The sequence below is a fragment of the Exiguobacterium sp. SH3S3 genome, from assembly GCF_004337115.1.
Lineage (GTDB): Bacteria > Bacillota > Bacilli > Exiguobacteriales > Exiguobacteriaceae > Exiguobacterium > Exiguobacterium aurantiacum_A.
Genome location: NZ_SJUU01000003.1, coordinates 137,760 through 163,789, shown reverse-complemented (window position 1 = coordinate 163,789; position 26,030 = coordinate 137,760). Strand labels below are relative to the sequence as shown.

General features: G+C 52.7%; 31 protein-coding genes. 22 read left to right on the top strand and 9 right to left on the bottom strand.

The features are described from left to right. Window positions 1–30: 30 nt before the first annotated feature. A complete protein-coding gene (locus EVJ28_RS04230) occupies window positions 31–732 on the top strand; it encodes a CBS domain-containing protein (RefSeq protein ID WP_131488063.1) in 702 nt (233 codons plus the stop codon). On the opposite strand, the gene EVJ28_RS04225 is transcribed toward EVJ28_RS04230, so the two are convergent. Both EVJ28_RS04225 and EVJ28_RS04220 read right to left on the bottom strand, forming a co-directional pair. After that, window positions 715–1,050, bottom strand: coding sequence for an antibiotic biosynthesis monooxygenase (locus tag EVJ28_RS04225; protein WP_070328061.1), 336 nt, complete (start codon window positions 1,048–1,050; stop codon window positions 715–717). The two genes, EVJ28_RS04230 and EVJ28_RS04225, sit on opposite strands and share 18 nt — an antisense overlap. Window positions 1,051–1,129: 79 nt before the next feature. Next, window positions 1,130–1,969 carry a M15 family metallopeptidase gene (locus tag EVJ28_RS04220; protein ID WP_070328062.1) on the bottom strand — a complete coding sequence of 280 codons (840 nt, stop codon included), beginning with the start codon at window positions 1,967–1,969 and terminating at the stop codon, window positions 1,130–1,132. Window positions 1,970–2,175: 206 nt separating this feature from the next. Here EVJ28_RS04220 and EVJ28_RS04215 point away from each other — a divergent pair, with 206 nt between their 5' ends. Beyond that, window positions 2,176–2,394, top strand: a complete 219-nt coding sequence (locus EVJ28_RS04215; RefSeq protein ID WP_131457850.1) for a hypothetical protein — start codon at window positions 2,176–2,178, stop codon at window positions 2,392–2,394. Window positions 2,395–2,453: 59 nt separating this feature from the next. Then, the gene (locus EVJ28_RS04210) at window positions 2,454–2,921 is read left to right on the top strand and encodes a hypothetical protein (protein ID WP_131488061.1); all 468 of its coding nucleotides are present in this window, start codon (window positions 2,454–2,456) and stop codon (window positions 2,919–2,921) included. A 15-nt stretch (window positions 2,922–2,936) separates the two neighbouring features. Here the strand turns inward: EVJ28_RS04210 and EVJ28_RS04205 are convergent, their stop codons facing one another. Next, the gene (locus tag EVJ28_RS04205) at window positions 2,937–4,043 is read right to left on the bottom strand and encodes a glycerol dehydrogenase (protein ID WP_131470226.1); all 1,107 of its coding nucleotides are present in this window, start codon (window positions 4,041–4,043) and stop codon (window positions 2,937–2,939) included. A 382-nt stretch (window positions 4,044–4,425) separates the two neighbouring features. On the opposite strand from EVJ28_RS04205, the gene EVJ28_RS04200 reads away from it, so the two are divergent. The 6 genes from EVJ28_RS04200 to EVJ28_RS04180 all read left to right on the top strand — a co-directional run bounded on the left by EVJ28_RS04200 (window position 4,426) and on the right by EVJ28_RS04180 (window position 8,201). Then, entirely contained in the window at window positions 4,426–5,085 is a 660-nt protein-coding gene (locus tag EVJ28_RS04200) for a type 1 glutamine amidotransferase domain-containing protein (RefSeq protein ID WP_070328065.1), read from the top strand. A gap of 110 nt (window positions 5,086–5,195) precedes the next feature. Beyond that, window positions 5,196–5,432 (top strand): DMT family transporter, encoded by a 237-nt coding sequence (locus EVJ28_RS14335; RefSeq protein WP_255417553.1) that lies wholly within the window; start codon window positions 5,196–5,198, stop codon window positions 5,430–5,432. After that, window positions 5,384–5,614 (top strand): DMT family transporter, encoded by a 231-nt coding sequence (locus tag EVJ28_RS14330; protein WP_255417552.1) that lies wholly within the window; start codon window positions 5,384–5,386, stop codon window positions 5,612–5,614. Before EVJ28_RS14335 ends, EVJ28_RS14330 begins: the two co-directional genes overlap by 49 nt. A gap of 11 nt (window positions 5,615–5,625) precedes the next feature. Continuing rightward, complete coding sequence (locus tag EVJ28_RS04190; RefSeq protein ID WP_083274036.1) at window positions 5,626–6,297, top strand: Crp/Fnr family transcriptional regulator; 672 nt, start codon at window positions 5,626–5,628, stop codon at window positions 6,295–6,297. A gap of 11 nt (window positions 6,298–6,308) precedes the next feature. Next, entirely contained in the window at window positions 6,309–6,785 is a 477-nt protein-coding gene (locus tag EVJ28_RS04185; protein ID WP_070328067.1) for a DMT family transporter, read from the top strand. Between the two features lie 126 nt (window positions 6,786–6,911). Continuing rightward, complete coding sequence (locus EVJ28_RS04180) at window positions 6,912–8,201, top strand: hemolysin family protein (RefSeq protein ID WP_236634034.1); 1,290 nt, start codon at window positions 6,912–6,914, stop codon at window positions 8,199–8,201. Window positions 8,202–8,213: 12 nt separating this feature from the next. Here the strand turns inward: EVJ28_RS04180 and EVJ28_RS04175 are convergent, their stop codons facing one another. Further along, window positions 8,214–9,398 (bottom strand): amidohydrolase, encoded by a 1,185-nt coding sequence (locus EVJ28_RS04175; protein WP_131457845.1) that lies wholly within the window; start codon window positions 9,396–9,398, stop codon window positions 8,214–8,216. Window positions 9,399–9,601: 203 nt separating this feature from the next. Here EVJ28_RS04175 and EVJ28_RS04170 point away from each other — a divergent pair, with 203 nt between their 5' ends. Both EVJ28_RS04170 and htpX read left to right on the top strand, forming a co-directional pair. Then, a complete protein-coding gene (locus tag EVJ28_RS04170; protein ID WP_131457844.1) occupies window positions 9,602–10,150 on the top strand; it encodes a LemA family protein in 549 nt (182 codons plus the stop codon). Between the two features lie 21 nt (window positions 10,151–10,171). Next, window positions 10,172–11,053, top strand: a complete 882-nt coding sequence (gene htpX / locus EVJ28_RS04165) for a zinc metalloprotease HtpX (protein ID WP_236634042.1) — start codon at window positions 10,172–10,174, stop codon at window positions 11,051–11,053. Between the two features lie 36 nt (window positions 11,054–11,089). On the opposite strand, the gene nagE is transcribed toward htpX, so the two are convergent. The 3 genes from nagE to EVJ28_RS04150 are packed head-to-tail and all read right to left on the bottom strand — an operon-like array spanning window position 11,090 to window position 13,930. Beyond that, a complete protein-coding gene (gene nagE / locus EVJ28_RS04160; RefSeq protein WP_070328071.1) occupies window positions 11,090–12,577 on the bottom strand; it encodes an N-acetylglucosamine-specific PTS transporter subunit IIBC in 1,488 nt (495 codons plus the stop codon). After that, window positions 12,574–13,422: a PRD domain-containing protein gene (locus tag EVJ28_RS04155; RefSeq protein WP_131457841.1), complete on the bottom strand. Its 849-nt coding sequence runs from the start codon at window positions 13,420–13,422 to the stop codon at window positions 12,574–12,576. The genes nagE and EVJ28_RS04155 overlap by 4 nt, the downstream gene beginning before the upstream one ends. 19 nt (window positions 13,423–13,441) lie before the next feature. Beyond that, window positions 13,442–13,930: a PTS sugar transporter subunit IIA gene (locus EVJ28_RS04150; RefSeq protein ID WP_236634033.1), complete on the bottom strand. Its 489-nt coding sequence runs from the start codon at window positions 13,928–13,930 to the stop codon at window positions 13,442–13,444. Window positions 13,931–14,388: 458 nt separating this feature from the next. On the opposite strand from EVJ28_RS04150, the gene EVJ28_RS04145 reads away from it, so the two are divergent. Both EVJ28_RS04145 and EVJ28_RS04140 read left to right on the top strand, forming a co-directional pair. Next, a complete protein-coding gene (locus EVJ28_RS04145; RefSeq protein ID WP_131488059.1) occupies window positions 14,389–16,299 on the top strand; it encodes an endonuclease MutS2 in 1,911 nt (636 codons plus the stop codon). A 94-nt stretch (window positions 16,300–16,393) separates the two neighbouring features. After that, window positions 16,394–17,101, top strand: a complete 708-nt coding sequence (locus EVJ28_RS04140) for a hypothetical protein (protein WP_131468924.1) — start codon at window positions 16,394–16,396, stop codon at window positions 17,099–17,101. A 31-nt stretch (window positions 17,102–17,132) separates the two neighbouring features. Here EVJ28_RS04140 and EVJ28_RS04135 read toward each other — a convergent pair whose 3' ends face one another. After that, window positions 17,133–17,705 carry a hypothetical protein gene (locus EVJ28_RS04135; protein WP_131470233.1) on the bottom strand — a complete coding sequence of 191 codons (573 nt, stop codon included), beginning with the start codon at window positions 17,703–17,705 and terminating at the stop codon, window positions 17,133–17,135. 143 nt (window positions 17,706–17,848) lie between these two features. Here EVJ28_RS04135 and EVJ28_RS04130 point away from each other — a divergent pair, with 143 nt between their 5' ends. The 5 genes from EVJ28_RS04130 (at window position 17,849) to EVJ28_RS04110 (ending at window position 22,857) form a co-directional block, all read left to right on the top strand. Then, window positions 17,849–18,496, top strand: a complete 648-nt coding sequence (locus EVJ28_RS04130; RefSeq protein ID WP_131457837.1) for a response regulator transcription factor — start codon at window positions 17,849–17,851, stop codon at window positions 18,494–18,496. Next, window positions 18,496–19,764 (top strand): HAMP domain-containing sensor histidine kinase, encoded by a 1,269-nt coding sequence (locus EVJ28_RS04125; protein WP_131457836.1) that lies wholly within the window; start codon window positions 18,496–18,498, stop codon window positions 19,762–19,764. The genes EVJ28_RS04130 and EVJ28_RS04125 overlap by 1 nt, the downstream gene beginning before the upstream one ends. Beyond that, the gene (locus EVJ28_RS04120) at window positions 19,755–20,495 is read left to right on the top strand and encodes an AAA family ATPase (RefSeq protein WP_131488146.1); all 741 of its coding nucleotides are present in this window, start codon (window positions 19,755–19,757) and stop codon (window positions 20,493–20,495) included. The genes EVJ28_RS04125 and EVJ28_RS04120 overlap by 10 nt, the downstream gene beginning before the upstream one ends. Window positions 20,496–20,848: 353 nt before the next feature. Then, window positions 20,849–22,366, top strand: coding sequence for a diguanylate cyclase domain-containing protein (locus EVJ28_RS04115; protein ID WP_131488057.1), 1,518 nt, complete (start codon window positions 20,849–20,851; stop codon window positions 22,364–22,366). Further along, window positions 22,363–22,857, top strand: coding sequence for a hypothetical protein (locus EVJ28_RS04110; protein ID WP_131470237.1), 495 nt, complete (start codon window positions 22,363–22,365; stop codon window positions 22,855–22,857). Before EVJ28_RS04115 ends, EVJ28_RS04110 begins: the two co-directional genes overlap by 4 nt. A gap of 43 nt (window positions 22,858–22,900) precedes the next feature. Here the strand turns inward: EVJ28_RS04110 and EVJ28_RS04105 are convergent, their stop codons facing one another. Next, complete coding sequence (locus tag EVJ28_RS04105; protein ID WP_161566949.1) at window positions 22,901–23,773, bottom strand: ROK family protein; 873 nt, start codon at window positions 23,771–23,773, stop codon at window positions 22,901–22,903. A 136-nt stretch (window positions 23,774–23,909) separates the two neighbouring features. On the opposite strand from EVJ28_RS04105, the gene EVJ28_RS14325 reads away from it, so the two are divergent. Genes EVJ28_RS14325 through EVJ28_RS04090 form a run of 4 tightly spaced genes read left to right on the top strand, consistent with a single transcriptional unit; the run spans window position 23,910 to window position 26,013 of the window. Continuing rightward, complete coding sequence (locus EVJ28_RS14325) at window positions 23,910–24,032, top strand: hypothetical protein (RefSeq protein WP_255417551.1); 123 nt, start codon at window positions 23,910–23,912, stop codon at window positions 24,030–24,032. Next, window positions 24,029–24,730 (top strand): ABC transporter permease family protein, encoded by a 702-nt coding sequence (locus EVJ28_RS04100; RefSeq protein ID WP_131488055.1) that lies wholly within the window; start codon window positions 24,029–24,031, stop codon window positions 24,728–24,730. Before EVJ28_RS14325 ends, EVJ28_RS04100 begins: the two co-directional genes overlap by 4 nt. Next, window positions 24,723–25,334: a class I SAM-dependent methyltransferase gene (locus EVJ28_RS04095; RefSeq protein WP_131468915.1), complete on the top strand. Its 612-nt coding sequence runs from the start codon at window positions 24,723–24,725 to the stop codon at window positions 25,332–25,334. The genes EVJ28_RS04100 and EVJ28_RS04095 overlap by 8 nt, the downstream gene beginning before the upstream one ends. A 16-nt stretch (window positions 25,335–25,350) precedes the next feature. Beyond that, window positions 25,351–26,013 carry an NAD(P)H-dependent oxidoreductase gene (locus tag EVJ28_RS04090; RefSeq protein WP_131457830.1) on the top strand — a complete coding sequence of 221 codons (663 nt, stop codon included), beginning with the start codon at window positions 25,351–25,353 and terminating at the stop codon, window positions 26,011–26,013. The last annotated feature ends 17 nt before the right edge of the window (window positions 26,014–26,030 follow it).

The following is a 26,030-nucleotide window of genomic DNA, read 5'->3' as shown; positions in this document are numbered from 1 at the left end:
GTATAGATAGGCGATAAGGAGAGTGAACATATGAGTCGAGCCGAAGAATTTATCGCATCGTACCATCGGATTGAAGATTATTTGAGCCGTGAGATGGGGGACGGACAACATTTCAGCTTCAGCAACATGGTCAACCGTCTCGCCAAGCATAATCCGATCATCGAACGGTATAAAGAAGATTTGCACCAAATGAGCCAGTTGCGCAACGCGATCGTCCACGAGCGGCGAGAGCCTGATTTCATTATCGCCGAACCACACGACTCGATCGTCGAGTTGATGCTCGAAGTGGAACGGGAGCTGTTGCATCCGCGTCAAGTCATCCCGCTGTTTCGTAAACTCGTGACGACGTTTGATGCCGATGACGCGTTAGTCGAGGTGCTCGGTGAGATTCGGGATAAAAACTATTCCCAGTTCCCGGTCTATAACACTGACGGCTCGTGGCGCGGTTTATTGACAAAAAAAGGAGTGACCAGCTGGCTCGCCGAGACAATCGACGGCCCGCACGTGTCACTCGAGGGCGTTCAAGTTAAAGACGTACTTCATCATGATCCGCATCTTCGTCGTTACCGTTTCGTTGCGAAGGAGACGTCTGTCATCGAGGCGCATCAACATTTCATCAACATGAAAGACGGTGTGCGCCTCGACGCGCTCTTGATCACCGAGACCGGGGAAGAGAGTGAACCGCTTCTCGGTATCATCCGACCGCAAGATATTTTATACGTGATCGGTTGAGGCCATGTGCTCGATCGCGACCTCGTATTGGGTGACGGTATTTCCGAGGACGACGGGCTTCACTTCAGACGTGCCGTCGTCCCGTTTTTTATGGGCGTGTTTATAGGCACCGCTGTCGCGCCAATTTTCAAAGCTCGCAGCGTCGCGCCACGTCGTCATGATCACGACTTGATCTTTCGTTTCGTCAGACGTATCGGTCAACACTTGCATGCGGATAAATCCGTCCATCGTCTCGATTCCTTTTGTCGTTTGGAACCGGGCTTTGACCGCATCGACTTTCCCTTTTTCAACATCTAGTTTGTTCATCACAATCCACATCGAGATGTCCTCCTCTGCAAATTCGTACACGTCTAGTATACATGGGGCACCTCGCTTCCTAGCGACTAGATGCTCGGACTTAGCGTTTGGCCCACCAGTCTTCGAACGTCCAGTTGTTTTGCTTCATCGTCGTCGCTTCCTTCACACCGACGTAGCGGAGATGCCACGGCTCATAGTTGTAGCCGGTGATCTTTTCTTTCCCTTTTGGATAGCGAACGATGTAACCATAGCGGTGCGCGTTCTGGATCATCCATTTGCCTTCAGGTGTCTGATCGAACGAGGCGTATAGTCCCATCCGCATCTGTTGACTCGTCATATCGACGGCAAGCCCGGTTTGGTGCTCACTGTGGCCGGGACGAGCGACATACATCGAGGCATAGGCCGTGCCGCGAGCGTTGACCCAATAATTGTAGAGTGATTTTTGCGTGGCGTAGGACCGGTACGCGCTCAATGCGTAAAGCGTGTGTCCTTGTTTTCGGCCGTCATAGTAGAGACGAGCGAGCGCGTGCGCCGCCTCGGCAGCCATGAGCGTCCGTTCGCTTCCTTTCGCATAGACGGTCGGGATGGTGAGCGTGACGAGTTGACGGGACCGATAGGACGCGGACAGGCCATGTTGCTTGTTGACGAGCCGCAACCGCTCCGTTGACGTGAGTTTCGGGATACCGGCCTTTAGATTGCTCGATGGTGTGAAGTAGCGGGTGCTCCCGATGTAGACGTTCGACCAGCTTCGATTGTACGTTGTGTAACGGACGGGTGTGTTGGTGAGGAGTGTCTTGGCGACCGGGGACGATTGCATGGCCCGCCAGTATAGTTTCGTCGTCTTGATCGTGTAGCCGGGCTGAGGTGACGGGGTGGCGGCATAAGTAGACGAGGCGGTGAAGACGAGTACGAGGATGAGCAGCAGGCGGATGAGTTTCATTAGGACGACCCCCTTATGCATGGATAGTTTTCCTTTCCCTTTTTTTGAAATGATGAAAAGACGAGTGATTAGGGAATACTCAAACGACAGTCTCCGTCTCGTGACCCGATAGATGTACAGCCCAAGCCCGATGTGCCGGGGGCGAAGACAAAGTAAACTGATTATATAGGGAAGAACTGTGAACTAGAAGAGAGGAGTGGACGCATATGGAACTTGTTTTTGGCTTACCGTTGTTATTGCTCGTCCTATTCTTTGCCTTTTTGTATTTCAACATCAAAGGGTTATCGAATATGTGGAAAGACTACAACCGGACGAAATCGATGATCCCGCTCGGTTTTTTCATCATCGCGATCCTCGGAATCTTTACCGGGGTTTGGACATGGCTCGTCATTTTGATCTACTACGCTGTTCGTCCGAAAGAGTGACTTGACACCTTGTGCGAAAGCGCATGGTGTTTTTGGTATACTGGGGACGAGGTGTTGTCATGGAGAAATTGATCAAGGCGTGGTTCATCATCACGCTCATCACATTTATGTTATTCAAGCTCGGTGAGACGATGACGTCCGCCTATACGGAGCCAGCGGGCGAAGGAAACCCGTACGTACTCGTCTTGCTCTCCGGCTGGCCGTTCGTCTTGTTGTTCATTTGGATCACCGTCCGGCTCGCCAGACGAACGGTCGCGTCGGTGAATGGTCTCGCGCGGGTCGGTCTCTTCGCCGGGAGCATATTGATGGCGTGGATCGGGCTATACGTGAACTTCGGGCAGGCAAGTTCGTTGCGGGACGGGATACGAGCTTCTGAAAATGCGGCGTACGCGTCGGGTTGGAACCAGTTCACGAACATTATTTACGCGAATCAACTGACGTTTTTCGTGCTGACAGTCAGCTGTATGGCGCTCGGCATCGTCGTCTCATTCGTAACTTCAACTAAAGACGAGGAACAGCTCAAGTAGCCGTTCCTCGTCTTTTTAGGTCAGTTTGCTTTGGTAGAGGCGGGCGTAACGGTCGGCGGCGATGATGGCGTCGGCCACATCTTCAGGCGACACGTCGAAACCGCTATGAATCGTTTCCCCTTCAGCGGTCGCTGCTTGACCGACTTTCAAGATATCTTCTCGTGACGCGTCTTTTAGTTTCACGTCTTCGAGTGTGACCGGCAAATCGAGCGCCATGTAAAGGGCGACGTACCGTTCGAACTCGGCTTGCGTCCGTCCTTCAAGCGCGAGCTGGACGAGTGTCCCGAACGCGACTTTCTCACCGTGCGTCAAATGATGGATCTCCCCGTCTAAGGCGGTGAAGCCATTATGGATGGCGTGGGCTGCCGCTAATCCACCGCTCTCGAAACCGAGACCGCTCAATAGCGTGTTCGCTTCAACGACATCTTCAAGCGCTGGCGTGACGACTTTTGCTTTTACCGATTCATAGGCCGGAATCCCATAATCGAACAACACTTCTTCACAGCGTTTGGCGATCGCTTCGGCGGCGATCGTCGGGACGCCGCCTGCCATCGTCTTGCCACCGAACGCGAGGACACTCCGGACCTCGACCCACGTCGCGAGCGCGTCGGCGATCCCTGAGGCGAGGAAGCGGGCCGGGGCCTCGGCGATCAGTTTCGTGTCAACGAGGACCAAATCGGGATTCTTCTTATAAAACCGGTAACTCTCAAAATTACCTTCATCCGTATAGATGACCGAGAGGGCACTCGTCGGGGCGTCAGTCGAGGCGATGGTCGGCACGATGACGATGCGGGCATTAAGCGCATCGGCGACGGCTTTGGCCGTGTCGAGCGTTTTCCCGCCGCCCATACCGATGACGAACGACGTCTCGTTCGCTTCTGCCGCCTTGGTGATCCGCTCGATTTCGTGGCGCGACGCTTCCCCGACAAAGTCGGCTTTCTCGGCGTTCACACCGCTCGACGTCAACGAGGCGGTCACCCGTTCCCCGATCAAGCGCCAGACGATATCGTCGGCGATGAGAAGTGCCTGTGAGCCGAAATGCCCGACATAATCCCCGATCCGGTCAATTGTATTCTTGCCTTGCACATACTTTGCGGGACTGATGAAAACGCGTTCTGACATATTCAACATCCTTTCTCAAATGAATGTGGCGATAGGACAACATGTGTCTGTTCCCGATTTAAGGCGTGTTTCAAACGAACAATCATGTGACATCTCAGCGAAGCGAGGTCACATGTTCGTCCACATTCCGCCGAGCAATACGAGGACGACAATTAAAGCGGCAACGGCAAGAAATCCCCATTCAAGTATCGATTTGGTCACGATGGTTCCCTCCTGATGACTGATAATCCGAGTATAACGAGTTCAGGCGCCGTTCCTGTTTCAAAAAAATGACCAGGTCAAAAAAAGAATGACGTCTCGTCGTGTCGAGCGTTCGATGGTTTGAATCGAACCACAACGGGAACATTTAATTCGTATGCTTATTTCAGAAGGAGGAAATCACATGTCTAAACACGTACTGATCGTCACGACATCTGCCAATAAACTAGAGAACGGCCACGAAACAGGGTTATGGCTCGGGGAGTTCGCTGAACCGTACCTTTTGTTCGAGAAGAAAGGCTACAAAGTAACGATTGCTAGTATCGAAGGTGGAGACGTGCCAATCGATGCGAACAGCCTAGAAGACGGATTACCGGAAGAAATCTTAAATACGAAAACCTTGTTGAAAGATACGGTCCGCCTTGATCAAGTAGCGGATGAGACATATGATGCTGTCTTCCTTCCAGGCGGACACGGGACAGTCGTCGACTTCCCAGGAAGCGAGACGTTACAGCGTGTCGTTCGAGACGTGTACGAGAGCGGCAATATCGTTGCAGCTGTCTGTCACGGCCCGATCGGCCTCGTCAACGTCAAGTTGAGCAACGGCGAACCACTCGTGAAAGGTAAGCGCGTGACTGGATTCACGGATGCTGAAGAAGTCGAGATGCAACTCGATTCAGCTGTACCGTTCTTGTTAGAGACGGCCCTTCGTGAGAAGGGCGGAGATTTTGACAAAGCAGACAATTGGGCTGTCAACGTCGCCGTCGATGATCGCCTTGTCACGGGACAAAACCCGCAGTCTTCTGAGCAAGTCGCGGAAGAAATCGTGAAAATTTTAGGATAATGATGCGAACGACCTAGGGCTTGACCTAGGTTGTTCTTTTTTTTGGACATATGTCCTTTTCAAGCATTTTATTCTCGCGTACAGTCAGACGAGGAGAATAGGAGGTAAGTATGGGAATCATTTTTGCAGTACTCTCGGGCACGTTCATCGCGCTACAAGGCATCTTTAACGCAAAGCTTGGTTACGCGGTCGGGGCCTGGTTGTCCGTCACGATCGTCCACTTTGTCGGACTCATACTCGCTTTGGGCATTTATGCGTTCAAACGTGATGCAGACATGACGGCGTTCCGGCGTGTGCCATGGTATTACAGTTTAGGTGGGTTATTTGGCGTCTTCGTCGAGAGCTGACGGCCATCCAGCGACTCGGTGTGACGTGGGCAATCTGCGTGTTGCTCGTCGCCCAATTGATCGGGGCGTTCCTTATCGATTTGAACGGTTGGTTCGGGGTGAAGAAGAAGCCTGTCAATCAAGGTCAGATCATGGGACTCGCCTTGATGGTTGTCGGTATCGGGATTTATACATTCACGTGAGGAGGGGTGACATGGGAGTTGAAGCTGCGTTAACACGCCTTAACTGGCACCATCTTTTTTCGACGGAGACACTCGCGGCGTCGTCGATCGTGACATTTCCCACCGGTGCGATGTTGTGTGCGAACGATCAAACGATTGAGTCGTTGTTCGTCGTTTTAGAGGGACGCGTCAAAATTTATACGTTGAGCGAGGAAGGGAAACTGAGACTCTTGCGGTTGAAGACGGCGCCGTCTTTGATTGGCGATATTGAGTACGCCAGCGGCCGGGACGTCCTGCATACGGTCGAAGCGGTCGGGGCGGTCACGTGTCTGCGCATCCCGTTTGAAGCGCTGCGGACGCATAACCGGACGATTGAGTTTACGGAACATCTGCTCCGCGGGGTGTCGGAAAAGTTATTTATTGAGGCGAACGCCTCCTCGAATCATCTGATGTCGACGCTTGAAGAGCGGTTAGCAGGCTATCTCGTCTCACTCAGTGCGTCAGGAAATGAGTTGTTCCAACAAGAGATGAGTCAGTTGAAACGGAAAGAAGTCGCCGAATGGCTCGGGACGAGCTATCGCCACTTGAATCGGACGCTGCAGGCGTTCGCGGACGAGGGACTCGTCGAACGGAGTCGGACGAAAGTGACAATTCTCGATGCGAAACGATTAAACGAACGTGCCAATGGCATGGTGTATGAATAAGGAGGCAGTTCATGTTAGTAGGAATCATTTGTTCAGCGGTGGCTGGCGCGTTCATCAGTGTACAAGCGGCGGTCAATGCCAAAATGAACGTGTATTTAGGAGCTTGGGCGACGACCGTGCTCGTCTTTATCGTCGGATTCGTCGGGTCGCTCGTCCCGCTCGCACTTTTCGGCGGAAACATCCGCGGCGTGTTCGACATTTCACCGATTTATGCGCTCGGTGGTTTGCTCGGTGTCGGGGTTGTATTTTGTGTGATGCGAAGCATTCAACTGCTCGGTCCGACATTATCTGTCTCGATCATTCTCGTGTCTCAGTTGATTTGGGCACTCGGCGTCGACCTCTTCGGAGTGTTCGGAATGCCGCGGTTATCACTGTCACCAGGCCAAATCATCGGGTTGATGATCTTGCTACTAGGCGTGATTGTATTCAAACAAGCTCAGGCGGCAGCCATCGAACATCAAGCGACGGAACAGGCTACTTCACAATGAAGTGGCTTTTTTCGTGAGCAAAACGGGTACAGGTGGATAATGGATGTCTGATATGATGAGATGGAGTAGTACGAAATATACGTAGAGGTGATGAAACAAGTGGATTCTTCCATAGTAATTGATTTAATGATCGTCATATTTTTGATCGTGTTGAACGGGGTGTTCGCGATGACTGAAATCGCGCTCATCTCGTCGAAACCGGCAAAACTTGAAGTCGAGGCGAATCGAGGCAAACGCAGCGCCAAGATCGCGCTCAGACATTCAAAAGACCCGACCGACCTGTTGTCGACCGTCCAAGTCGGGATCACATTGATCGGGATCATCAACGGGGCTTACGGGGGCGCGCGTTTTTCAACACCGCTCGCTGACTTATTCGCACAGCTCGGAATGAGCGCGCAGTATGCGCCGACGGTCGGTTACGTCGTCGTCGTCACGATCATCACGTATTTGTCGCTCATCATCGGAGAGCTTGTCCCGAAACGGATTGCGCTCGTGTCACCTGAACGGGTGACGATGTCGATCATTCCGGCGCTTGACCTGTTCAGCAAAGTCATGCGCCCGTTCATTTGGATCTTATCGAAATCGACACTGTTCTTGTTCAAATTGCTCGGCTTGAAAGCAGAACAGTCGAGTGGGGAGACCGAGCTCGAAATTAAACAGTTGTTGTTCGAAGGGGCGCAGCAAGGGGCGTTCGCCCATGAAGAAGTGCAACAAGTCGAGCGCGTCTTCGCTTTCCACGACCAGTTGATTTATGAACTGATGCAGCCGCGGACGATGCTCGAATGGGTCGACCTCGAGGATGACATGGACGATATTAAAAAATCGATTTATGAGAGTAAACACAACAAACTTCCAGTCGGACGCGATTCGCTCGACGAGTTCGTCGGCTACATCGATGTCCGTGATATTTTAACGCTCGCGACGTTGCGTGAGCCGTCACAAATTTTAAAACGCATTAAGCAGCCGCTCATCGTGCCAAAGCAACGCGAGGCCAGCCAAGTGCTGCAGATGATGCAAAAGAACGGTGTCGAGATTGCGTTCGTGCTCGATGAATACGGTGGCTTCCTCGGTATGGTCACGTTGTTCGACATACTAGAAGAGATTGTCGGAGAAGTGATGATTGAAGAAGAGACACCGGAAGTGGTCCGCCGCGCGGACGGGACGTACTTGGCGGATGGCTTGCTCGGGATTGAAGATTTAAAACGAACGTTCGGGATTCGAGATAATCGTTTCGATGAGGGCCGTAATTTGTACCACACGCTAGCAGGGCTCGTCATTTACTCGCTCGGTGACTTCCCGAAACGCGGAGACATCGTCGAGGCGTACGGGTTACGTTTCGAAGTCGTCGATATGGACGGGAAACGCGTCGACCAAGTTCTCGTGTCGATGTTGCCAGAAACGCCAAACGAAGACTGATGCCTCAGGGCGTCAGTCTTCGTTTTTGTGTGTGTTCCATGTCTCGAACGCCGCGCGCATGAGGACACGGGCGGTGTGGAGCATGGCCCGTTCGTCCACATCGAAGCGAGGATGGTGATGAGGGAAGAGGGCGCCGACTTCAGGATTGCCGGCCCCGGCGAAAAAGAAGCTGCCGGGAACGTGTTGCATGTAGTAGGCGAAATCTTCTCCGACCATGAGCGGAGACATCTCGATGACGCCGGCTTCACCGACGACGTGAGCTGCACTTTGGCGAACATGCTCTGTCTCGGCGTAATGATTGATGACTGGAGGGTAGCCGCGGATATATTCGAGCTCATACGTCGCCTCGCTCGCCGCGCAGACGTGGGAGATGGCGCGCTCCATCTCTGTGATGATCCGTTCTTGTGTTTCTAGCGTGAACGTTCGGACTGTCCCCGATAACTTCGCTTCGTCAGCAATCACGTTGAACGCCTGGCCCGCGGTAAACGTGCCGACGCTTAAGACGGCCGGTTCGAGCGGATCGGTGCGACGGCTGATGACTTGTTGCAACTGACCGACGACGTTCGCCCCGACCATGACGGCATCGACCGTATGTTGCGGAATCGCGCCGTGACCGCCTTTCCCTTTGATCGTCAGCTCGAAGCGGTCGGCTGCGGCCATGATCGGACCGGATTTTACCCCGATCGTGCCGTACGGGAGCGGCGTCCAGATGTGAGCGCCGAAGATGTAGTCGACACCGTCCAAGCAGCCGTCTTCGATCATCGGTTTGGCTCCTCCGGGCGCGAGTTCTTCCGCAAACTGATGGATGAGAACGACGTCTCCCGGCAGGTCGGTCTCACTCAAAGCTTTGGCGAGCACGAGCAGTGTCGCCGTATGGGCGTCATGGCCGCACGCATGCATCGAACCGTTCACTTTTGAGCGGTACGGCACGTCTTTCAAGTCTTGGATCGGCAAAGCGTCAAAGTCGGCCCGGAAAGCGATGGTTGGTCCGTTGCCGCCTCGGATGCGTCCGACGACGCCGTTGCCGCCGACGCCTTCGCGGACTTCGAGGCCGAGCTTGCGCAAATAAGTGGCGATCGTTTTTGGTGTCTCCTGTTCTTCAAACGACAGTTCGGGATATTGGTGAAAATGGCGTCGGAGCGACACCATCTCGTCGTACAGTTCCGTCAATCGTGAATCGAGGTCAGTCACAAGCATGATTTGCACTCCTGTCAGTTAATCATTTTTGTTTGAAACCAGCTCCATAGATTATACGTATCTAAGAGGTAAGAGTTTCTAATCGTCTAAGCGGTGTTTCCCACGATCACCATGAGTCATTGGTTACATTTTTCTAAGTTATGCTTATGGTATACGACGAAAGGGAATTAATACAGAAGTAAATCATGAAATGAGGTGTTGAAATGGGTTGGATTATCGCAATTGGTATCATCGCCGTCTTGGCGGTCATCTATTTTTCGATGTACAACGGGCTCATCAAATATCGAAACTGGGTCGACGAGTCGTGGGCGCAGATCGATGTTCAGCTGAAACGCCGTTACGACTTGATCCCGAACTTGGTCGAGACGGTGAAAGGATACGCGAAGCATGAACAAGAGACGCTCACGAAAGTCGTCGAGCTACGAAACCAGCTTGGCTCGAAGACGAGCCGTCAAGAACAGATGGAAGTGAACGATCAACTGAGCGGTGCGCTCAAAAACTTGTTCGCGCTGCGCGAGGCGTATCCGGACTTGAAAGCGAACGAGAACTTTATGATGCTTCAAGAAGAGCTGACGCAGACAGAGAACAAAGTCGCTTACTCGCGACAGCTGTATAACAATACGGTCATGAAATACAATACGAAAATCGAATCGGTCCCGACGAACATCATCGCTTCCGTCCATAAGTTCGAAAAACGCGACATGCTCGAGGCGCGAGAAGAAGAACGCGAGAACGTTCGCGTCTCATTCTAATGGATTGGAGTGGCGACGATGATTCTGTATGAACAAATCCGCAAGAATAAGATTAAAACCGTGTTCATCGTGGCCGGATTCGTCCTCCTCGTCTTAGCCGTCGGGGTTGTCATCTCGTATTTGAACTATGGCGATCCGCTCCCAGGGCTCATCTTTACTCCGGTGTTCTCGTTGTTTTACATCGGGATCGTCATCATGTCGAGCACGAATATCGTCATGAAGATGAATCACGCCCAAGAGATCACATCGGTTGAACAACATCGTTTCTTATGGCACACGGTCGAGAACATGGCGATGGTCGCCCGTGTCCCGATGCCACGGATCTTCATCATCAATGACGCGTCACCGAACGCGTTCGCGACCGGGCTCAAACCCGAGAAGGCCGCGGTCGCCGTGACAACCGGTTTAATGGACCAGTTGACCCGTGAAGAACTCGAAGGTGTCATCGCCCACGAAGTTGCGCATATTAAAAATTATGACGTCCGCCTGGCGACGGTGACGCTCGCCCTCGTCTCCGTCATCGCCATCATGAGTGACATCGGCTCACGGATGCTGTTTTTCCGAAGTATCGGTGGACGGCGCGACAACAACCAAAATCCGATCTTTATGATCGTCGGGCTCGTCCTGTTGATTTTAGCCCCGATCATCGCGACGCTCGTCAACCTTGCTATCTCGCGAAATCGTGAGTTTTTGGCTGATGCGAGCGGGGCCGAGTTGACGCGGAACCCGGACGCACTCGCTTCGGCGCTCGAGAAAATCGCTAACGTCAAAACGCCAGTGAAAGAGGCGTCACGGGCGTCGGCATCACTTTATTTTTCGGACCCTATGAAGAAAAAGCTGAGTGGGCTGTTCTCGACACACCCGAATCCGGCTGAACGGATTGCCAGACTGCGAAGCATGTAAAAAAAGCCACCTCGCTATGGAGGTGGCTTTCGTTCGTCATCCGGCGCGGTTGCTCCGGAGTTTTTCAATCTCTTCGAGGACGAATTGAACGTTCGTCCCGACGATGACTTGAATATGGTTCGGGCTGACGACTTTAATTCCTGGGATGCCCGCTTTCTTAATTTGCGTTTGATCGACCGTATCCATGTCTTTGACGTCGACACGGAGACGTGTGACACACGATTCGATACCGGTGACGTTTTGGTCACCACCGAGACCGTCATAAATCATGGCTGCCATCGCAGAGTACTGACCACCTGCTGCGACTGGTGCCGTTTTCGTGTCACCTTCAGGCGCTGTTTCTGTCGCGACCGCATCAACTGCTTCGTCCGACTCGCGACCTGGCGTTGCCAAGTTAAGTTTGACGATCATGAAGCGGAAGATCGTGTAGTAGATGGCACCGAAGACGAGGCCTTGGACGAGCAACATGTACGGCTGGTTCGCAAGTGGTAGCCGTGAGCTGAGGACAAAGTCGACGAGACCGGCACTGAAGCCGAACCCGGCCGTCCATTGGAACGTGGCAGCGATAAAGAGTGACACGCCTGTCAACACAGCATGGACAAGGTAAAGAACTGGTGCGAGGAACATGAACGAGAACTCGAGCGGTTCCGTGACACCTGTGAAGAATGAAGCGAACGCTGCGGCGAGAAGGAGCGAGGCTGCTTGTTTTTTACGTTTCGTTTTCGCAGTGTGATACATCGCGAGTGCTGCTGCCGGGAGACCGAACATCATGATCGGGAAGAATCCAGCTTGATAGCGTCCAGTGATCCCTTTCTCACCTTCACCGGACCAGAAGTTACCGATATCGTTGATGCCGGCAACGTCAAACCAAAATACCGAGTTGAGGGCGTGGTGAAGACCTGTCGGGATCAATAGACGGTTGAAGAATCCGTAAAGTCCGGCCCCGATCGCCCCCATTTTCGAAATCGTTTCACCGAATCCGACGAGTCCTGTGTAGACGACCGGCCAGACGAAGTAAAGTGCGACCGAGACGACAATCATGGCGAACGCCGTCATGATCGGCACGAGACGTTTGCCGCTGAAGAAGGCGAGCGCGTCCGGGAGCTTCACATGGCTGAAGCGGTTATACATTTGAGCAGCGACGATACCTGACAAGATACCGACGAACGCGTTGGCGATCCGACCGAATGCTGGGTTGACTTCAGTGACGTCGATTCCTTGGAACAGGGCGACTGTCGCGGAAGACAACAATGTCGTGACCGTGAGGAAAGCGACGAGACCACTGAGAGCGGCCGAGCCGTCACGGTTTTTCGCCATACCGAGGGCGACCCCGACAGCGAAGAGAATTGGAATGTTATCGATGATGGCTGCACCGGCTTTAATGAGGAAGGCGGCGGCGATGTTTTCAGAACCCCAGCCGACCGGGTCGATCCAGTAACCGATGCCCATGAGGATGGCCGCTGCAGGAAGTACCGCAACCGGCAACATGAGCGAACGTCCGAGACGTTGTAAAAAGTTCATCATTGTAAATGTCCTCCTTTTTGATGGTGTTGATCTTGCAGGCGTTGAATGTGGAGCGTGATGTAACCAAGCTCTGACTCGGGCAAGACGATGCCGTATAAGTTTTCCATTTCAGTTGCGACGTCAGACGCACACGCGTAAGCGGACGAGAATTTTGTTTGAATCATCCGAAGCATGTCCTCGTCGATCGTGTGATGATCGTAATGGTTGACCCGATCCATGACGAATCGTAAATGGGTTAATAAGCGTTGATAGGATAAGTCATCTTCTTCGATAGATAGGTCGAGTCGTCGTGAAATCGATTGAATCATGTCTCTTACGATCGTCGTCTGTTTGACCGTCTTGCGCAAATCACCTCCTTTCACTTTGAGTGTATGGATATGGAGCGCGATGAAAGCCGCTTCGTCTTTCGGCATCTTCAATCCGATTTTGTCCTCGATTAGTTGCAGCGCCCACAGTCCGATTTCATATTCGTTGCGATACAAGATTTTGATCTCATTCAACAGCTTGTTCCGAAGTGAGATTCCTTCTTCTTCACGCTCGATGGCGAATGAGATATGATCGGTCAAAACGACGTGGATATGCTCATTGAACGTCGTCTCGAGCCGCTTCTCCGCATGCGTGATAATTTCTTCGGAAATCGTGAAGTGCTCGACCGGGATACGGCTGAGGAGTTGTTGAAACTTATCGTTTTCCGACATGACGAATAGTTTTTCGATTTTGTGCGGGTTGACGATGTCGTTGCGCCCTTTTTTAAACGCGACGCCGGGTCCGATGGCGATCTTTTCTTCACCTTCGTCCGAGACGATGACCGCGTTGTTGTTTAAAATCTTTTTAATTTTTAACATGTGTCCTCCTATCGAGGAGTCATTGTTCCGCTTGAGCGACGACAGTCTTTCCGGAAAGCGAGGGGCCACCTGCGTGGAACGAGTAAGGATTTGGCAGCTCGCTTCCGTTCGTGACAATCATCGGGGTGACCGTGTCCTTCCCGGCTTGATGAATCTGCTTCAAGTCCGCTGTCAACAAAGGATGTCCGACGTCAACATGGTCACCGACAGTGACGTGGACTGTGAACGGGTCTCCTGAAAGTTCGACCGTGTCTAACCCGACGTGAATCAAAATCTCAGCTCCGTCTTCCGTCCGGATGCCGATGGCGTGCTTCGTCGGTGCGATTTGGACGATCGTTCCATTAGCCGGTGCGACGACTGTCCCGTTTGTCGGCTTAATGGCGATTCCGTCGCCCATCATCTTCTCGCTGAAGACGGGGTCGGCCACTTGCTCAAGTGGAATGATGTCTCCTTCCATGGGTGCATAAAGTGTCAGTGTATGTCGCTTCATCCACTTATTCAATAACATGTTCACTTCATCCTTTCCCTACGAAAATGATTGTGAAAAAACAAAACAGGCATGGAGTATAGACGGGTGGCGTGAGCCTTTCGTCTTACCCCATGCCTGATCGAATCAGTCACATGTGATCAATATTTGTTTCTTCTGTCTCAACATAGCACGCTATCTAAAAGAAGACAAGACCTAATTTGTAAGCGCTCTCTAAAAAATGTACTTATTCTGAAATTTGTTGTATAGTGAAAACGAATCTTAAGTGAAAGGTGTTGCATGTTGATGAGTGAGGTCGTATCTGCCTAACGAACTGAAAAATGTAGGATGACGCGTGTTTTTGTCATGCCTTCATGTTCTGTTACGGATACCGCCCATCATAAACTGCCAGACACCGGTCTGTCTTTTTGCGTTGGTCGTCATCGACCGACGCTTTTTGTTTGCGCGGTATCTCCACCCTATTTTAAGGAGAGATCACCATGAACGAACAAACGTTAGAAAAACTACAATATACTGAACTCATCCAACGAGTCGAACGCTACTGCATCAGCGGGTTCGGTCGCAAGTTGCTCAGAAATCAACAACCGACGAGCCATCTACAGACGGTGAAGAAACGACTGCAAGAGACGTCGGAGGCACGAGCGATCCTAGACGCCTCGTCGCACGTCCCGTTCATCGGGGTGTCCGACATGGAACCGCTCATCGGGAAAATCAGTCGTGGCATCCAGCTCGAAGCGGGTGAACTTGAAGCCGTCGCTGAATTTTTCCGCGGAGCCCGCAAACTGAAACGATTCATGGCCGAGCAGACGTTCTTTGCACCGTTGTTATCTCTGTACGCGGACGAGATGAGTGAAAGGCGCTCGATCGAAGAAGAAATCGTTCGGTCGATCCGGGCCGGACGCGTCGTCGATGAGGCGTCAAAAGAACTGAAACGGACTCGGAAGCAAATCGATATTCTCGAAGGACGGATCGAGGAGCGGTTGACTAAATTTTTGAAGAGCGCGGCCAACCGTGAAGCGATTCAAGACGCGTTTGTGACGAAGAAGCAGGACCGATTCACGATCCCAATCAAGGCGTCGTACAAACATAAAGTCGCCGGGACGATCATCGATACGTCGAACCGGGGGACGACCGTGTTCATCGAGCCGGAAGCGATCAGCAAGCTGAACGCGGAACTCGCCGTCAAACGGACCGAGGAAGCGGTTGAAATCTATCAAGTGCTCGCGACACTGACCGGTATGGTGGCCGAAGCGTTACCGGCGATTGAGACGACGCTCGACGTCATCGCCCAGTACGACATGGTATTCGCCAAAGGGAAGTATAGCCAGACGATCGAAGGAATTTCGCCACGCGTAAACGGGACCGGGAAAATTCGTTTGCGACAAGTCCGGCACCCGTTGCTTGATGGGGCGGTCCCGCTCGACTTCTCGCTCGGCGAGACGTACCGCGGACTCATCATCACCGGACCGAACGCCGGCGGGAAAACGGTCGTCTTGAAAACGATCGGCTTGCTCAGCTTGATGACGATGAGCGGACTGCACATCCCGGCTCATCCCGATACGGACATCTCGACGTTCGACGACGTGTTCGTCGATATCGGTGACAATCAAGACATGGGGTCCGCCCTCAGCACGTTCTCGGCCCATATGAACAACGTGGCAAATATCATGCAACGGGCCGGCAAGCGATCGTTGCTCTTATTTGACGAAATTGGGAGTGGGACCGAACCGAACGAAGGGGCGGCGCTCGCCATCGCGATTTTAGAAGAGGCGTACAAGCGCGGCTGTCTCGTCGTCGCCTCGACCCATTACGGGGAAATCAAAGCGTATTCCGAGGCGCATCCGGACTTCATGAACGCGGCGATGCAGTTCGACCCGGACACGCTCGAGCCGAAGTATCGGTTGTTGATCGGTCAGTCCGGTGACAGCAACGCGTTGTTCATTGCCCGGAAAATGAAGCTGCCTGAAGCGATTTTGAAACAGGCGTCACGTTATATGAAAGAAAAAGTATATGACCAGACACTCGTCGACACTTCGAAGCTGACACAAGAAGTGGTGAATGCGAAACCGGAACTGATCCAGCAATTTGAAAAAGGAGATCGCGTCCGGTTACTCGAGACGAATCAAGTCGGGCTCGTCTATGCGACGGACGATTCTGGGCGACATGTCACGGTTTATGCAGAAGGGACGTTCAGCGACCATCCGTTGCGACGCGTCCGGCTTGAAGCGCAGGCGGTTGATCTCTATCCGGCGGGTTATGACTTAGAGACGTTGTTCGTAGACTATCGAGAGCGCAAAGAGGCGCATGATTTTGAGCGTGGCTCGAAGAAAGCGTTGCGTCGTGTTGAAAAAGAGATTCGGGCACGGCAACGCGCCGAACGTGGAGACTAAAAAGTGTATGACCGCCAGCGCTCGGGTAAGGACCAAGGACTGAGAGTCATGACGAAACGTCCGGCTGTCGGGTAATGTGTCGGAGGTGGACTAGATGTTTTGGTTAAGTTTGTTGTTTGCCATCGGATTTGCCTTGATCCACTACTTTTCAGGTCAACTGATTCACGTGCGCGAGACGCCACGGAGCCGCTTCTTGTCGCTCGCCGGTGGCGTCGCTGTCGCTTACGTGTTCTTGCATCTCTTGCCTGAACTGAATGAATACCAACGCGAACTCGAAGGACATCTCGGGAGCGGCCTGTTCGCCTCGATCGAGAACCATATCCTCATCGTTAGTATGTTCGGTTTGGCCGTTTTTTACGGATTAGAGCGGCTGGCATCCCAAATGAAAAAACGAGATGAAGGAAGCGTGTTTTGGATTCATATGGCGCTGTTCATCTTTTACAACTTTAGCATCGGGTATGTGCTCGCAGAGAGTGAGTTCGACACGATATGGGCGATGACGCTCTACTTTCTCGCGTTAGGGATTCATTTCATCACGGTCGATCAAGGGTTGAGACACCACCATCAACAGTTATATGACGAGCGGGGACGGTTGTTGCTTTCACTCGCGGTGCTCGTCGGCTGGAGTGTTGGGGCGTTTTCAGCGCTTCATGAAGTCACGCTGTCGATGATTGTCGCCTTTTTGGCCGGTGGCATCATCTTGAACGTTATGAAAGAAGAGTTACCCGAAGAGCGTGACAGCAGTTTTCGTGCCTTTGCCGTCGGGCTCATCGGATACGCGTTACTTTTATTGGCCATATGAAAAGGCAACCGAGATTTGGTTGCCTTTTTGCTTACAGTGAATTTGTACTCTGATTTTCTACATTGTCATCTGTTGAAGGTGTATTGTCGTCTTGGTTTGGACCACCGAATTGGCCACCGTGATGCGACCCGTGACCGTGTCGACCTCTCCCTCCCGGTCCTTGCATGTCTAGGTCGTCATAGCTTGTCACGTCGGCGAATCGCTCCTCATGTTCAGCTAAAATCGCGTCGGCTTCCGCTTGCGTCAAATTACCGTTCTCGACCGCTGCATCAAGTTTCACTTCGTGTGAGGCGATGATCGCGTCAATGAATGCGTCGACCGTGATGCCTTTCTCTTCCGCGAGCTCAGGAAGCGACTGTCCTTCTTCACGTGCCGCTTCGACCTCGGCTTCGGTCAAACCGAGCGCCTCAAGCAACGCCGCTTGTCCGGCTGCCCGGTCTCCGAACATGCCGCGTTCACCACGTTCACCGCGTTCGCATTGCGTCGAAGCTTCCGTCGATTCTGTCGTTTCAGTTGTCGTCGTCTCGTTTGTGGCTGCGTAGACGCCTGTGCCCGAGACGGCAAGCAGACCGGCCAAAGCGAGTGCTAATTTTGATGATTTCATGTGTATCTCCTCCTTTTACTACCTCAAGTGTAAATCTTGCCCGCCGGCAAGTTGTGAGGGAGTTGCAAGGTTTTTGCAAATTGTATTTGGGAAACGATGGGATGCTTTCTTGATGCGATATAATGGGAGTGGAGGCGATACAGATGAACGTGCTCGTAGTGGAAGATGAACAGAAGCTAGCGGACGGGATGGCCCGTTTTTTGACGTACGCGGGCTTTACTGTCAGCGTGGCGGGGACACTCGCCGAGGCGAAACGACTGCTTGATCAGCCGTTCGATGCGGTCCTGCTCGACGTTCGCCTGCCGGACGGAGAAGGATGGACGCTCATTCCGAGATTACAGACACTTCAGCCGCGGCCGGCCATCGTGTTGACGACGGCACGCGGGGAAGCCGATGACCGAGTGTTCGGTCTTGAGCTCGGTGCTGACGACTATTTGGTCAAACCGATCGTCTTGAAAGAGCTCGAGATTCGATTGAAGCGTCTCGTCAAGCAGACGGATGGCATCGTGTTCGGCGATCTGAAAGTTGATGAAAAATCACGGACGGTGACGGAAGACGGGAAATCGATTCGATTGGCCAATAAGGAGTACGAACTGCTGCTCTATTTCATGAAGCATATCGGGGAAGCGCTTGACCGGAACCGATTGCTCGACGACGTGTGGGACTATACGTTCGTCGGTGACACGAGGACGGTCGACACGCACGTTAAACAGCTCCGCGACAAGTCCAAGACGATCAAACGGCAGTTGAAGACGGTGCATCGGGTCGGTTATCGATTGGAGGACGTGTGATGAACCGGTTGATGAAAAAGTTGTTGTGGACCGCCATTCTCCCGCTCGTGGTCATGGCCGTGCTCACGTTCGGACTCACGTCGCTCTTGATCGGCCGCTTTGCCGAGACGGAAAGCTACGCCCAGCTCGAGCGTGAAGCGGACATCGTCTATGACGCGTTAGCTGAAGGGCGAGGCATACCGGGACAGCTCAACGTCCTCGTGTTTCAAGACGGCGAACCGATCGATCTTGACCGAGGTGGACGGATGCGGCGACAGATGACACCGACGCTGAACCCGGACGCATTGGCGGAACGCGATCAAGTCAGCGTAAACGGGACGCGTCTCTTGACGTTTTTACGAGAAGAAGGAGACATTCAAATCGTGACGTATACGAATGCGCCGCTAGCGAATCCCCAGTTCCGTCAAATCTATATGATTCTCGGGAGTGGCTTCCTGCTCGCCCTCGTCGCGGCGATAGGCGTGACGTATTGGATGGGGCGGCGCTTGACGTCACCGCTCGTCCAATTGAAACAAGCGGCAACGGCGATCATGGCAGGAACACACACGATCAGCTTGCCGCCGGTCACAGACGATGAAATCGGTGATTTGACGGAAGCGGTCGATCAGATGAATCGTGCGCTTCAAGAACAAGAGACGCTGCAAAAGACGTTCATCTCTGGGGTCACACATGACGTGCGGACACCGCTCGCTATCGTTCGCAACGAGGCAGAGATGCTCGAGCTCGGCGTCGTCAAGCCAGAAGACGTCTCGTCGACGGGACGGAGCATGACCGAAGAAGTTGACCGGATCGATCGTCTCGTCACGCAGATGCTCGAGTACTCGAAGTTATCGTCACGAAGTCTGCCGCTTCAAATCGAGCCGATCCGATTGGACGGACTCGTTCGTGAGACGGTGGCACGAATGGAAGACTGGTTCCGGCATAAACAAGTCACCGTCCAACTCGAACTCGAAGCAGTCACGCTACAAGCCGACCAAACGGCGATGGAACGGGTGTTGTCCAACTTTCTTCATAACGCCTACCAGGTGAGTCCCGACGGTGGCGTCATCACAATCAGAATTGTCGGAAACCGACTCGAGATCGAGGATCAAGGTCCGGGGCTCGATGATAGGATGCGTGCGAGCGTATGGGATATGTACGTCAAAGGTGATCGGTCGAACGGACACGGTCTTGGACTCGCCATCAACAAGTTGTTGCTTGAAGCGCAGCAACTCAATTACGGGGTCGAATCAAACGAGGGGGCGATTTTTTGGATCGAATGGGATTGAACTTATTTTTACGAGGTGTCCGCTTAGAACGAGATCGGATCGAAACGCCAGGGTATCCGTTTTCGCTCCCGATTTTTGAAGCGTTTGACGAATTGACGTTGACGAAGCCGGTTACGTTTTTAGTCGGGGAAAACGGCAGCGGCAAGTCGACGTTGATCGAAGGGATGGCGATTGCCGCCGGATTCAATCCGGAAGGCGGGGCGACGACGTTCCGCTTTGAGACCGAGTCGACGCATAGCCCGCTGTTCGAGGCGTTGCGCCCGATTCGTAGTGCGTATCGCCCGAAGGACGGTTTTTTCCTCCGGGCCGAGACGGCGTATCAGCTATCAAGTTACGTGGACGAAATAGCGCGCTTGAGTCCAGACCCTGAGCGGTTTTATGAATCGTATGGTGGTCGCTCGCTCCATGAGCAGTCACACGGGGAAGCGTTCTTGTCGCTCATGCTTCACCGTTTCCGGGGCGCGGGCCTCTATATTTTAGACGAGCCGGAGGCCGCGTTGTCGCCGATGCGTCAATTGACGATGCTCGCCCGGATGCATGAGCTCGTGCAGGCCGGGAGTCAATTCATCATCGCGAGCCATTCACCGATTCTCATGTCGTACCCTGACGCGGCGATTTTGGAAGTCGAGGCGGGGCTCGCGCCGACGACGTTCGATGAACTCGAACACGTCCGGGTCATGCGCGACTTTTTAGCGGCACCGGAGCGGATGCAACGGATTTTATTTGAATAACAAAAGGCGGCCCCGGCCGCCTTTTGTTATGACTTCGTGATTTTCCGCAACAAAATGATCGCGACGCTGACACCGGCAGCGATCAGCATGTACGTCCCGATCGATGAGAGCGTGTCTATCCAAAAATCCATTAGGTTTCCACCTCACTTGATTCGGTTAATTGCTTCCATCATTTCACGTTACTGTGCTGAAGTACACGAAATAATGATGTAAAACAAACGTTGAAGTCTATTGGAAAATCTTTCAAGAAACTTAAAAGTTTGGTCAGTGATTGGGCGGAAACTGTCCCACGTTTGAATAATCGCTCTATAATAGACGTGTAGAGATGATTATTGACGAAATGAGGGGTAGCGATGGTATACGGTTTATTGATTGTTGGCATCGTCCTGATCACACTCGTCATCAACGTACTGCGCTTGATGACGACCCCATCTTTGAACCGTTGGCTACTCGTTGGGGCGAGTAGCCTTGTCGTGATTTGGCATGGGATTCTGTTCGACTTTTATGATTTACATTGGTCAGTGCTGCTGCTCATCGCGACCGGCCTCATCTGTTTTCAATGGACGGGCATGGTGACCGCGACTCTTGTCGGTTGGTTGCTCGTCTATAGCCAATCAGGAAACTTATCGTTTCCATTGTTGCTCAGTTATATCTTTTTCGGACTCGGTGCCGCGCTCTTGTTCGGTTATATTAAACAATTGAAACGGGAACGATCGGATCGGTTACGGATGTTGACGACAAGCTCTCGTCAATTGAACGTGTTTCGTGAAGTCAGCTTCACGATGCAAGATACGCTCGACCCGGACCGTCTCCTACAGACGATTTTGACATCGGTGACGGCAGGTCATGGGCTCGGCTTCAACCGCTCAATCATCTTTTTTGCCGACCCGGAAAAAGACAGCATTTACGGCGTCATGGGGACGGGACCGATGAATCCCGAGGAAGGGTACCAAATTTGGGAAGAAATCACACGGCAACATTATGACCTTCAAGATTTAATTGACGAGAAAGAGACGGACTCGACACAAGACGAACAATTGAACGAGCGGATTCGCAAAATGACGTTCCCATTTAATTCCAATCATGTGTTTAAACAGACACTCGACTCGGGCCGACCCCAACACGTCTATGCGAGCATCACCGATGATGCGGTCCTACGACTATTACATACAGAGTTACAGATGGATGAGTGCACGATCTTCCCGTTACATCATCAAGGTATTCCGTACGGATTGCTCGTCATCGATAACGTCGTCAACAAGAAGCCGATCACCCCTCAAAAAATCGATGGGGTTCGGCCCATCGCGGAACAAGCATCGCTTGCGTTGCATCAGACGACGCTTTATCAACGGATTGAGACGCTCGCGCTCCGTGACGGACTGACTCGTTTGAAGAACCATCGCTCGTTCGAGCAAGATTTGGCTGTATTGTTCCGCGAGTGTGATGAAGACGAACTGTCGCTCATCGTCATGGACATCGACCACTTCAAACATTATAACGATACGAACGGCCATTTGGCGGGGAACGAACTGTTGACGCGACTCGCGAGCGTCATTCGCCGAAGTGTACCCGATGAACAGATGGCGTATCGGTTCGGCGGCGAAGAGTTTGTCGTTTTGCTTCCGCAATTCGATGAGATCGGAGCGACGCACGTGGCCGAAACGATTCGTTCAGCCGTGCTCGGTACAACATTCACGCACGGGAATCAACAACCGGGCGGGCAGTTGACGCTCAGTTTTGGCGTCGCCTCGAAGCATACGCTTCGTGATCAGACGGTCGAACAGTTGATTGAATGTGCGGACCAGGCGCTTTATGCGGCCAAGTCACGCGGGAAAAATCAAGTCTGTCGCTGGGAAGGGGTGGCGCTATGAGTGAGTTTAGCGTCATGATGATGGCGGTCGCCTTTGTTGGGACCATACTGCTGTCGAGCCGGTACTGCTATCTATTCATCTTACGTCACATCGCGAAGCGTGAGGCGACTGCGTTGCACGTTTCGTTACAAGACGTCTCGTTCTCGTTTGATCAGATGGTTTATTTTATTGCCTTGCCGACGACAATCCCCGAAGTAAAGGACGCGATGAAAGACGAGCTCATCATTGAGCCGTATTACGAGTCGCACTTCTTTCCTGACGTGAACGGGATACAAGTCTCTGTTAAATCGGGACAGGAAGTGATCCCGATTACGTATTTGCCAGTCGATGATTTCAGTTTACCGATCTTAGATCGCTATCTAGAGACGCGGAAGATCGATGAGCGAACGAACCGCATCATTCGCGCCCACGTGATTGTTCATGATCGGACGCTCCAAGCCATCCGGGACGAGGTGTATCACCACCTTCATGAGGACCGCATCAGACAATAGAAAACAGGGTTTCCGTCACCAAGCAGTGATGGAAACCCTGTTTTTAGTTCGTTAAAAGGTGGAACCGGACAGCGCCGATCAAGTTGGCCTCATTGAAGTGGGCGCACGTCTCGACGTCGATCCGGAACGTGCCGAACGAATCCGTGAGCACATCGAGGTGACGCTTGATGCCGTCACGGACTTCAGGCCGCCGGCTGATGCCGCCACCGATCAAAATCCGTTCCGGGTCGAGCCCGAACTGGAGATTGTAGAGTCCAATCGCATTCCAACGATAGAAGTTTTCGAGTTCCTCATGGATACGTGAGTCCGATTGAAGGTCGAACACGTCTTTGCCGGTGAGGGGCAGTCCGAGGCGATCACTGCACCGCTTCACGAGAACGGCCGTCGCACCGACTTTACTCCACGTGCCGTCCGGGTGGGGGGCATTCGGGTCAAGAATCCAATAGCCGTACTCGCCGCCATGGAAGTGTGAACCGACCATGACTTCGTTCGAGTCGATAAAAGCACCACCGACACCCGTGCCGATGACGACTGTCGCATAACGTTTCAAAGAAGCGGCGGCCCCGGTCCATCCTTCGGCGAGCGCTGCCGCGTTCGCGTCGTTTAGGACGGTGACGGGTAAGTCGTACTGGTCTTGAAACGGCTCGAGGAAAGGCTGTTCGTGAATGTAGGGGAGGGCGGTAACGCCGTGAATCACCCCGGTCGACGAATCGACGGCGCCGGGAGCGCTAAAGGCGATTCCTTGGATCGGTCCCGCGGCTTGCGTGTTGTTCACGATTGCATCGATCTGTTCGAGAAATGCTTTCCACGTCTTAGGGGTCGGGACGTGGTCGTTCGACAGAAGTGTCCCATCAGTTTGGACGACTCCGTATTTGATACTCGTTCCACCGATATCGATGGCTAGATAATGTTGCATAGTACTTACTCCTTTACGGGGGATTTTGTTGTCAAGGCTATGTTTGGGGCATGGTATGATAGATAGACAAGAACACATGCTTATCCACATTAGCGCACCATGCCAAATGATGCAAATCGGTCGCGAGGAGGTTCACATGGATGTTCATATCGGGAACGCCGGTTTTGAGACGGAAGCGGCGAAACGACAGCTGCGCGAATCGCTTCAATCGGTAAGCAGGACGTTGTTTGAAATGGTTGAACATGTGGCCGTGCGATGACAGCTCGGTATTTATTGAAGCGACGCGTCATGGACCATGCGGCCAAGCATTGGAAAACGTGGCGGCTCAGATTGTACGTCGTGTTTCCGCTCTTTTTCTTTCTCGGTTATCAGTATATCTTGTTCTGGCAAGGTGGTCTTGATTGGGTCGGCGACGTTTCGGCGTTCGTTTGGGCGGTGCTCTTCCTGCTCCTTGTCGTCAGCGATACGTTTTTCATTTGGGTCGAACGAGCAGATGTCAGGCGAAGCACCGGCGATGCGCTCATCAAGGTGTTGAAGCGCTATTCGCTGTCCTATCATATCGTTAAGCTGCTCATTAAATATGGTGTGGTCGTTTCGTTGTTTAGGCCGGTGCTCGTCGATTGGGGATGGACACATGCTTCAATTTTGTCATTCTTCTTGTCGGTTCTCCTAATCGCTTGGCTCCATATGTGGACTCAGTATCAGTTACAGATTAGGCGAAGCCATTGGATGTTGCGGGTTAGCGTCACGATCGTCGCCATGATTTGCCTATATGCGTTCCTTGACGGCCGTCCGCTCGCGGCAGTCGTCTTCGGCAGTGGTTTCGTCGCACTGGCACTTTATGCCGGGGAAGGTTGGATGTCGCGTCAGCCGTACCTTGATCGCGAAATCGACTTGGCCGAGGCGTTGCATGATTCATTCTTCCAAAAAATCAAGAAGGGACACTTTCATGACTGAACAACAATATGAACGACTGCTACAAATCGAGACGGTGAAGCCTCAGCAAGGCTTCCCGACCTCGGTCGAATACCATCGTTATGAGCCGACCCCATATGCTGCGCTCGACTTGTTGCGCGACGCCTATCCGCTCGAGCCGACGGACACGGTCGTCGACTTTGGATCCGGGAAAGGGAGGTTGCCGTTTTATCTCGCCTACACGTTCCGTGTCCGCGCCATCGGGGTCGAGATGGATGGGGGCTATCACGAGGAGGCGCTTCAAAACTGGGTCAACTATACGAAGAAGCATCGGTCGCGTGGGAGCATCCAGTTCGAGTGCGCGTATGCCGAACGGTTTATGATCCCACCTGAGGCGAACCGATTTTATTTCTTCAACCCGTTTTCGGTTCAAGTATTCCGCAAAGTCGTTGCCAATATTCTCGACTCGGTTGAGCTCTCGCCGCGTTCGGTCGATATCATCCTCTACTATCCGTCCGACGATTATTTACACTTTTTGAATGATGAGACACCGTTCCGTTACGTCCAAGACGTCCGATTGCCGTTGAAGAATCTTCATGAACGGTTTCTCATTTATCGATTTGATATGATGGAGTCATCTTGGTAATGGGGAGTGGATTTGAGTGAAGAAAAAAGATATTTTAGAAGCGTACCGTTGGCGTCAAGCGACGAAAGAGTTCGACGCGGACCGCAAGATTGATGAAAGCGACTTTGAATTTATCCTGGAGACGGGACGATTGTCACCGAGCTCATTCGGCTTCGAGCCGTGGCAGTTCGTCGTCGTTCGCCGCGAAGATTTACTTCAAAAAATTAAAGACAACACGTGGGGCGCTCAAGGACAAGCGTTGACGGCAAGCCATTTCGTCTTGATTTTGGCCCGGACTCCTGAGGCGATGCGCTATGATTCGGACTATCTGCGCCACATCATCACTGGCGTCCAAGGACGGACCGAGGACGAATATGCGCTCCGAATCAAACGAGTGCAGGAGTTCCAAGAACAAGATTATCGTCTGTTAGACGATGAGCGAGTGTTCCAAGAGTGGATCAAGCGCCAGACGTACATCCCGCTCGGCAACATGATGACGGCAGCAGCCCAAATCGGGATCGACTCATGTCCGATCGAAGGGTTCAACCAACAACAGATTGACGAACTGTTGATTTCAGAAGGTGTCATGGAACGCGGGGCGTGGTCGCTCTCGGCCATGATCGCGTTCGGTTACCGGGCTCGCGATTTCGCGCCGAAGACGCGCCGCGACTTCAACGAGGTCGTCAAATACATCGGATGAAAAAAAGCTCAATCGCC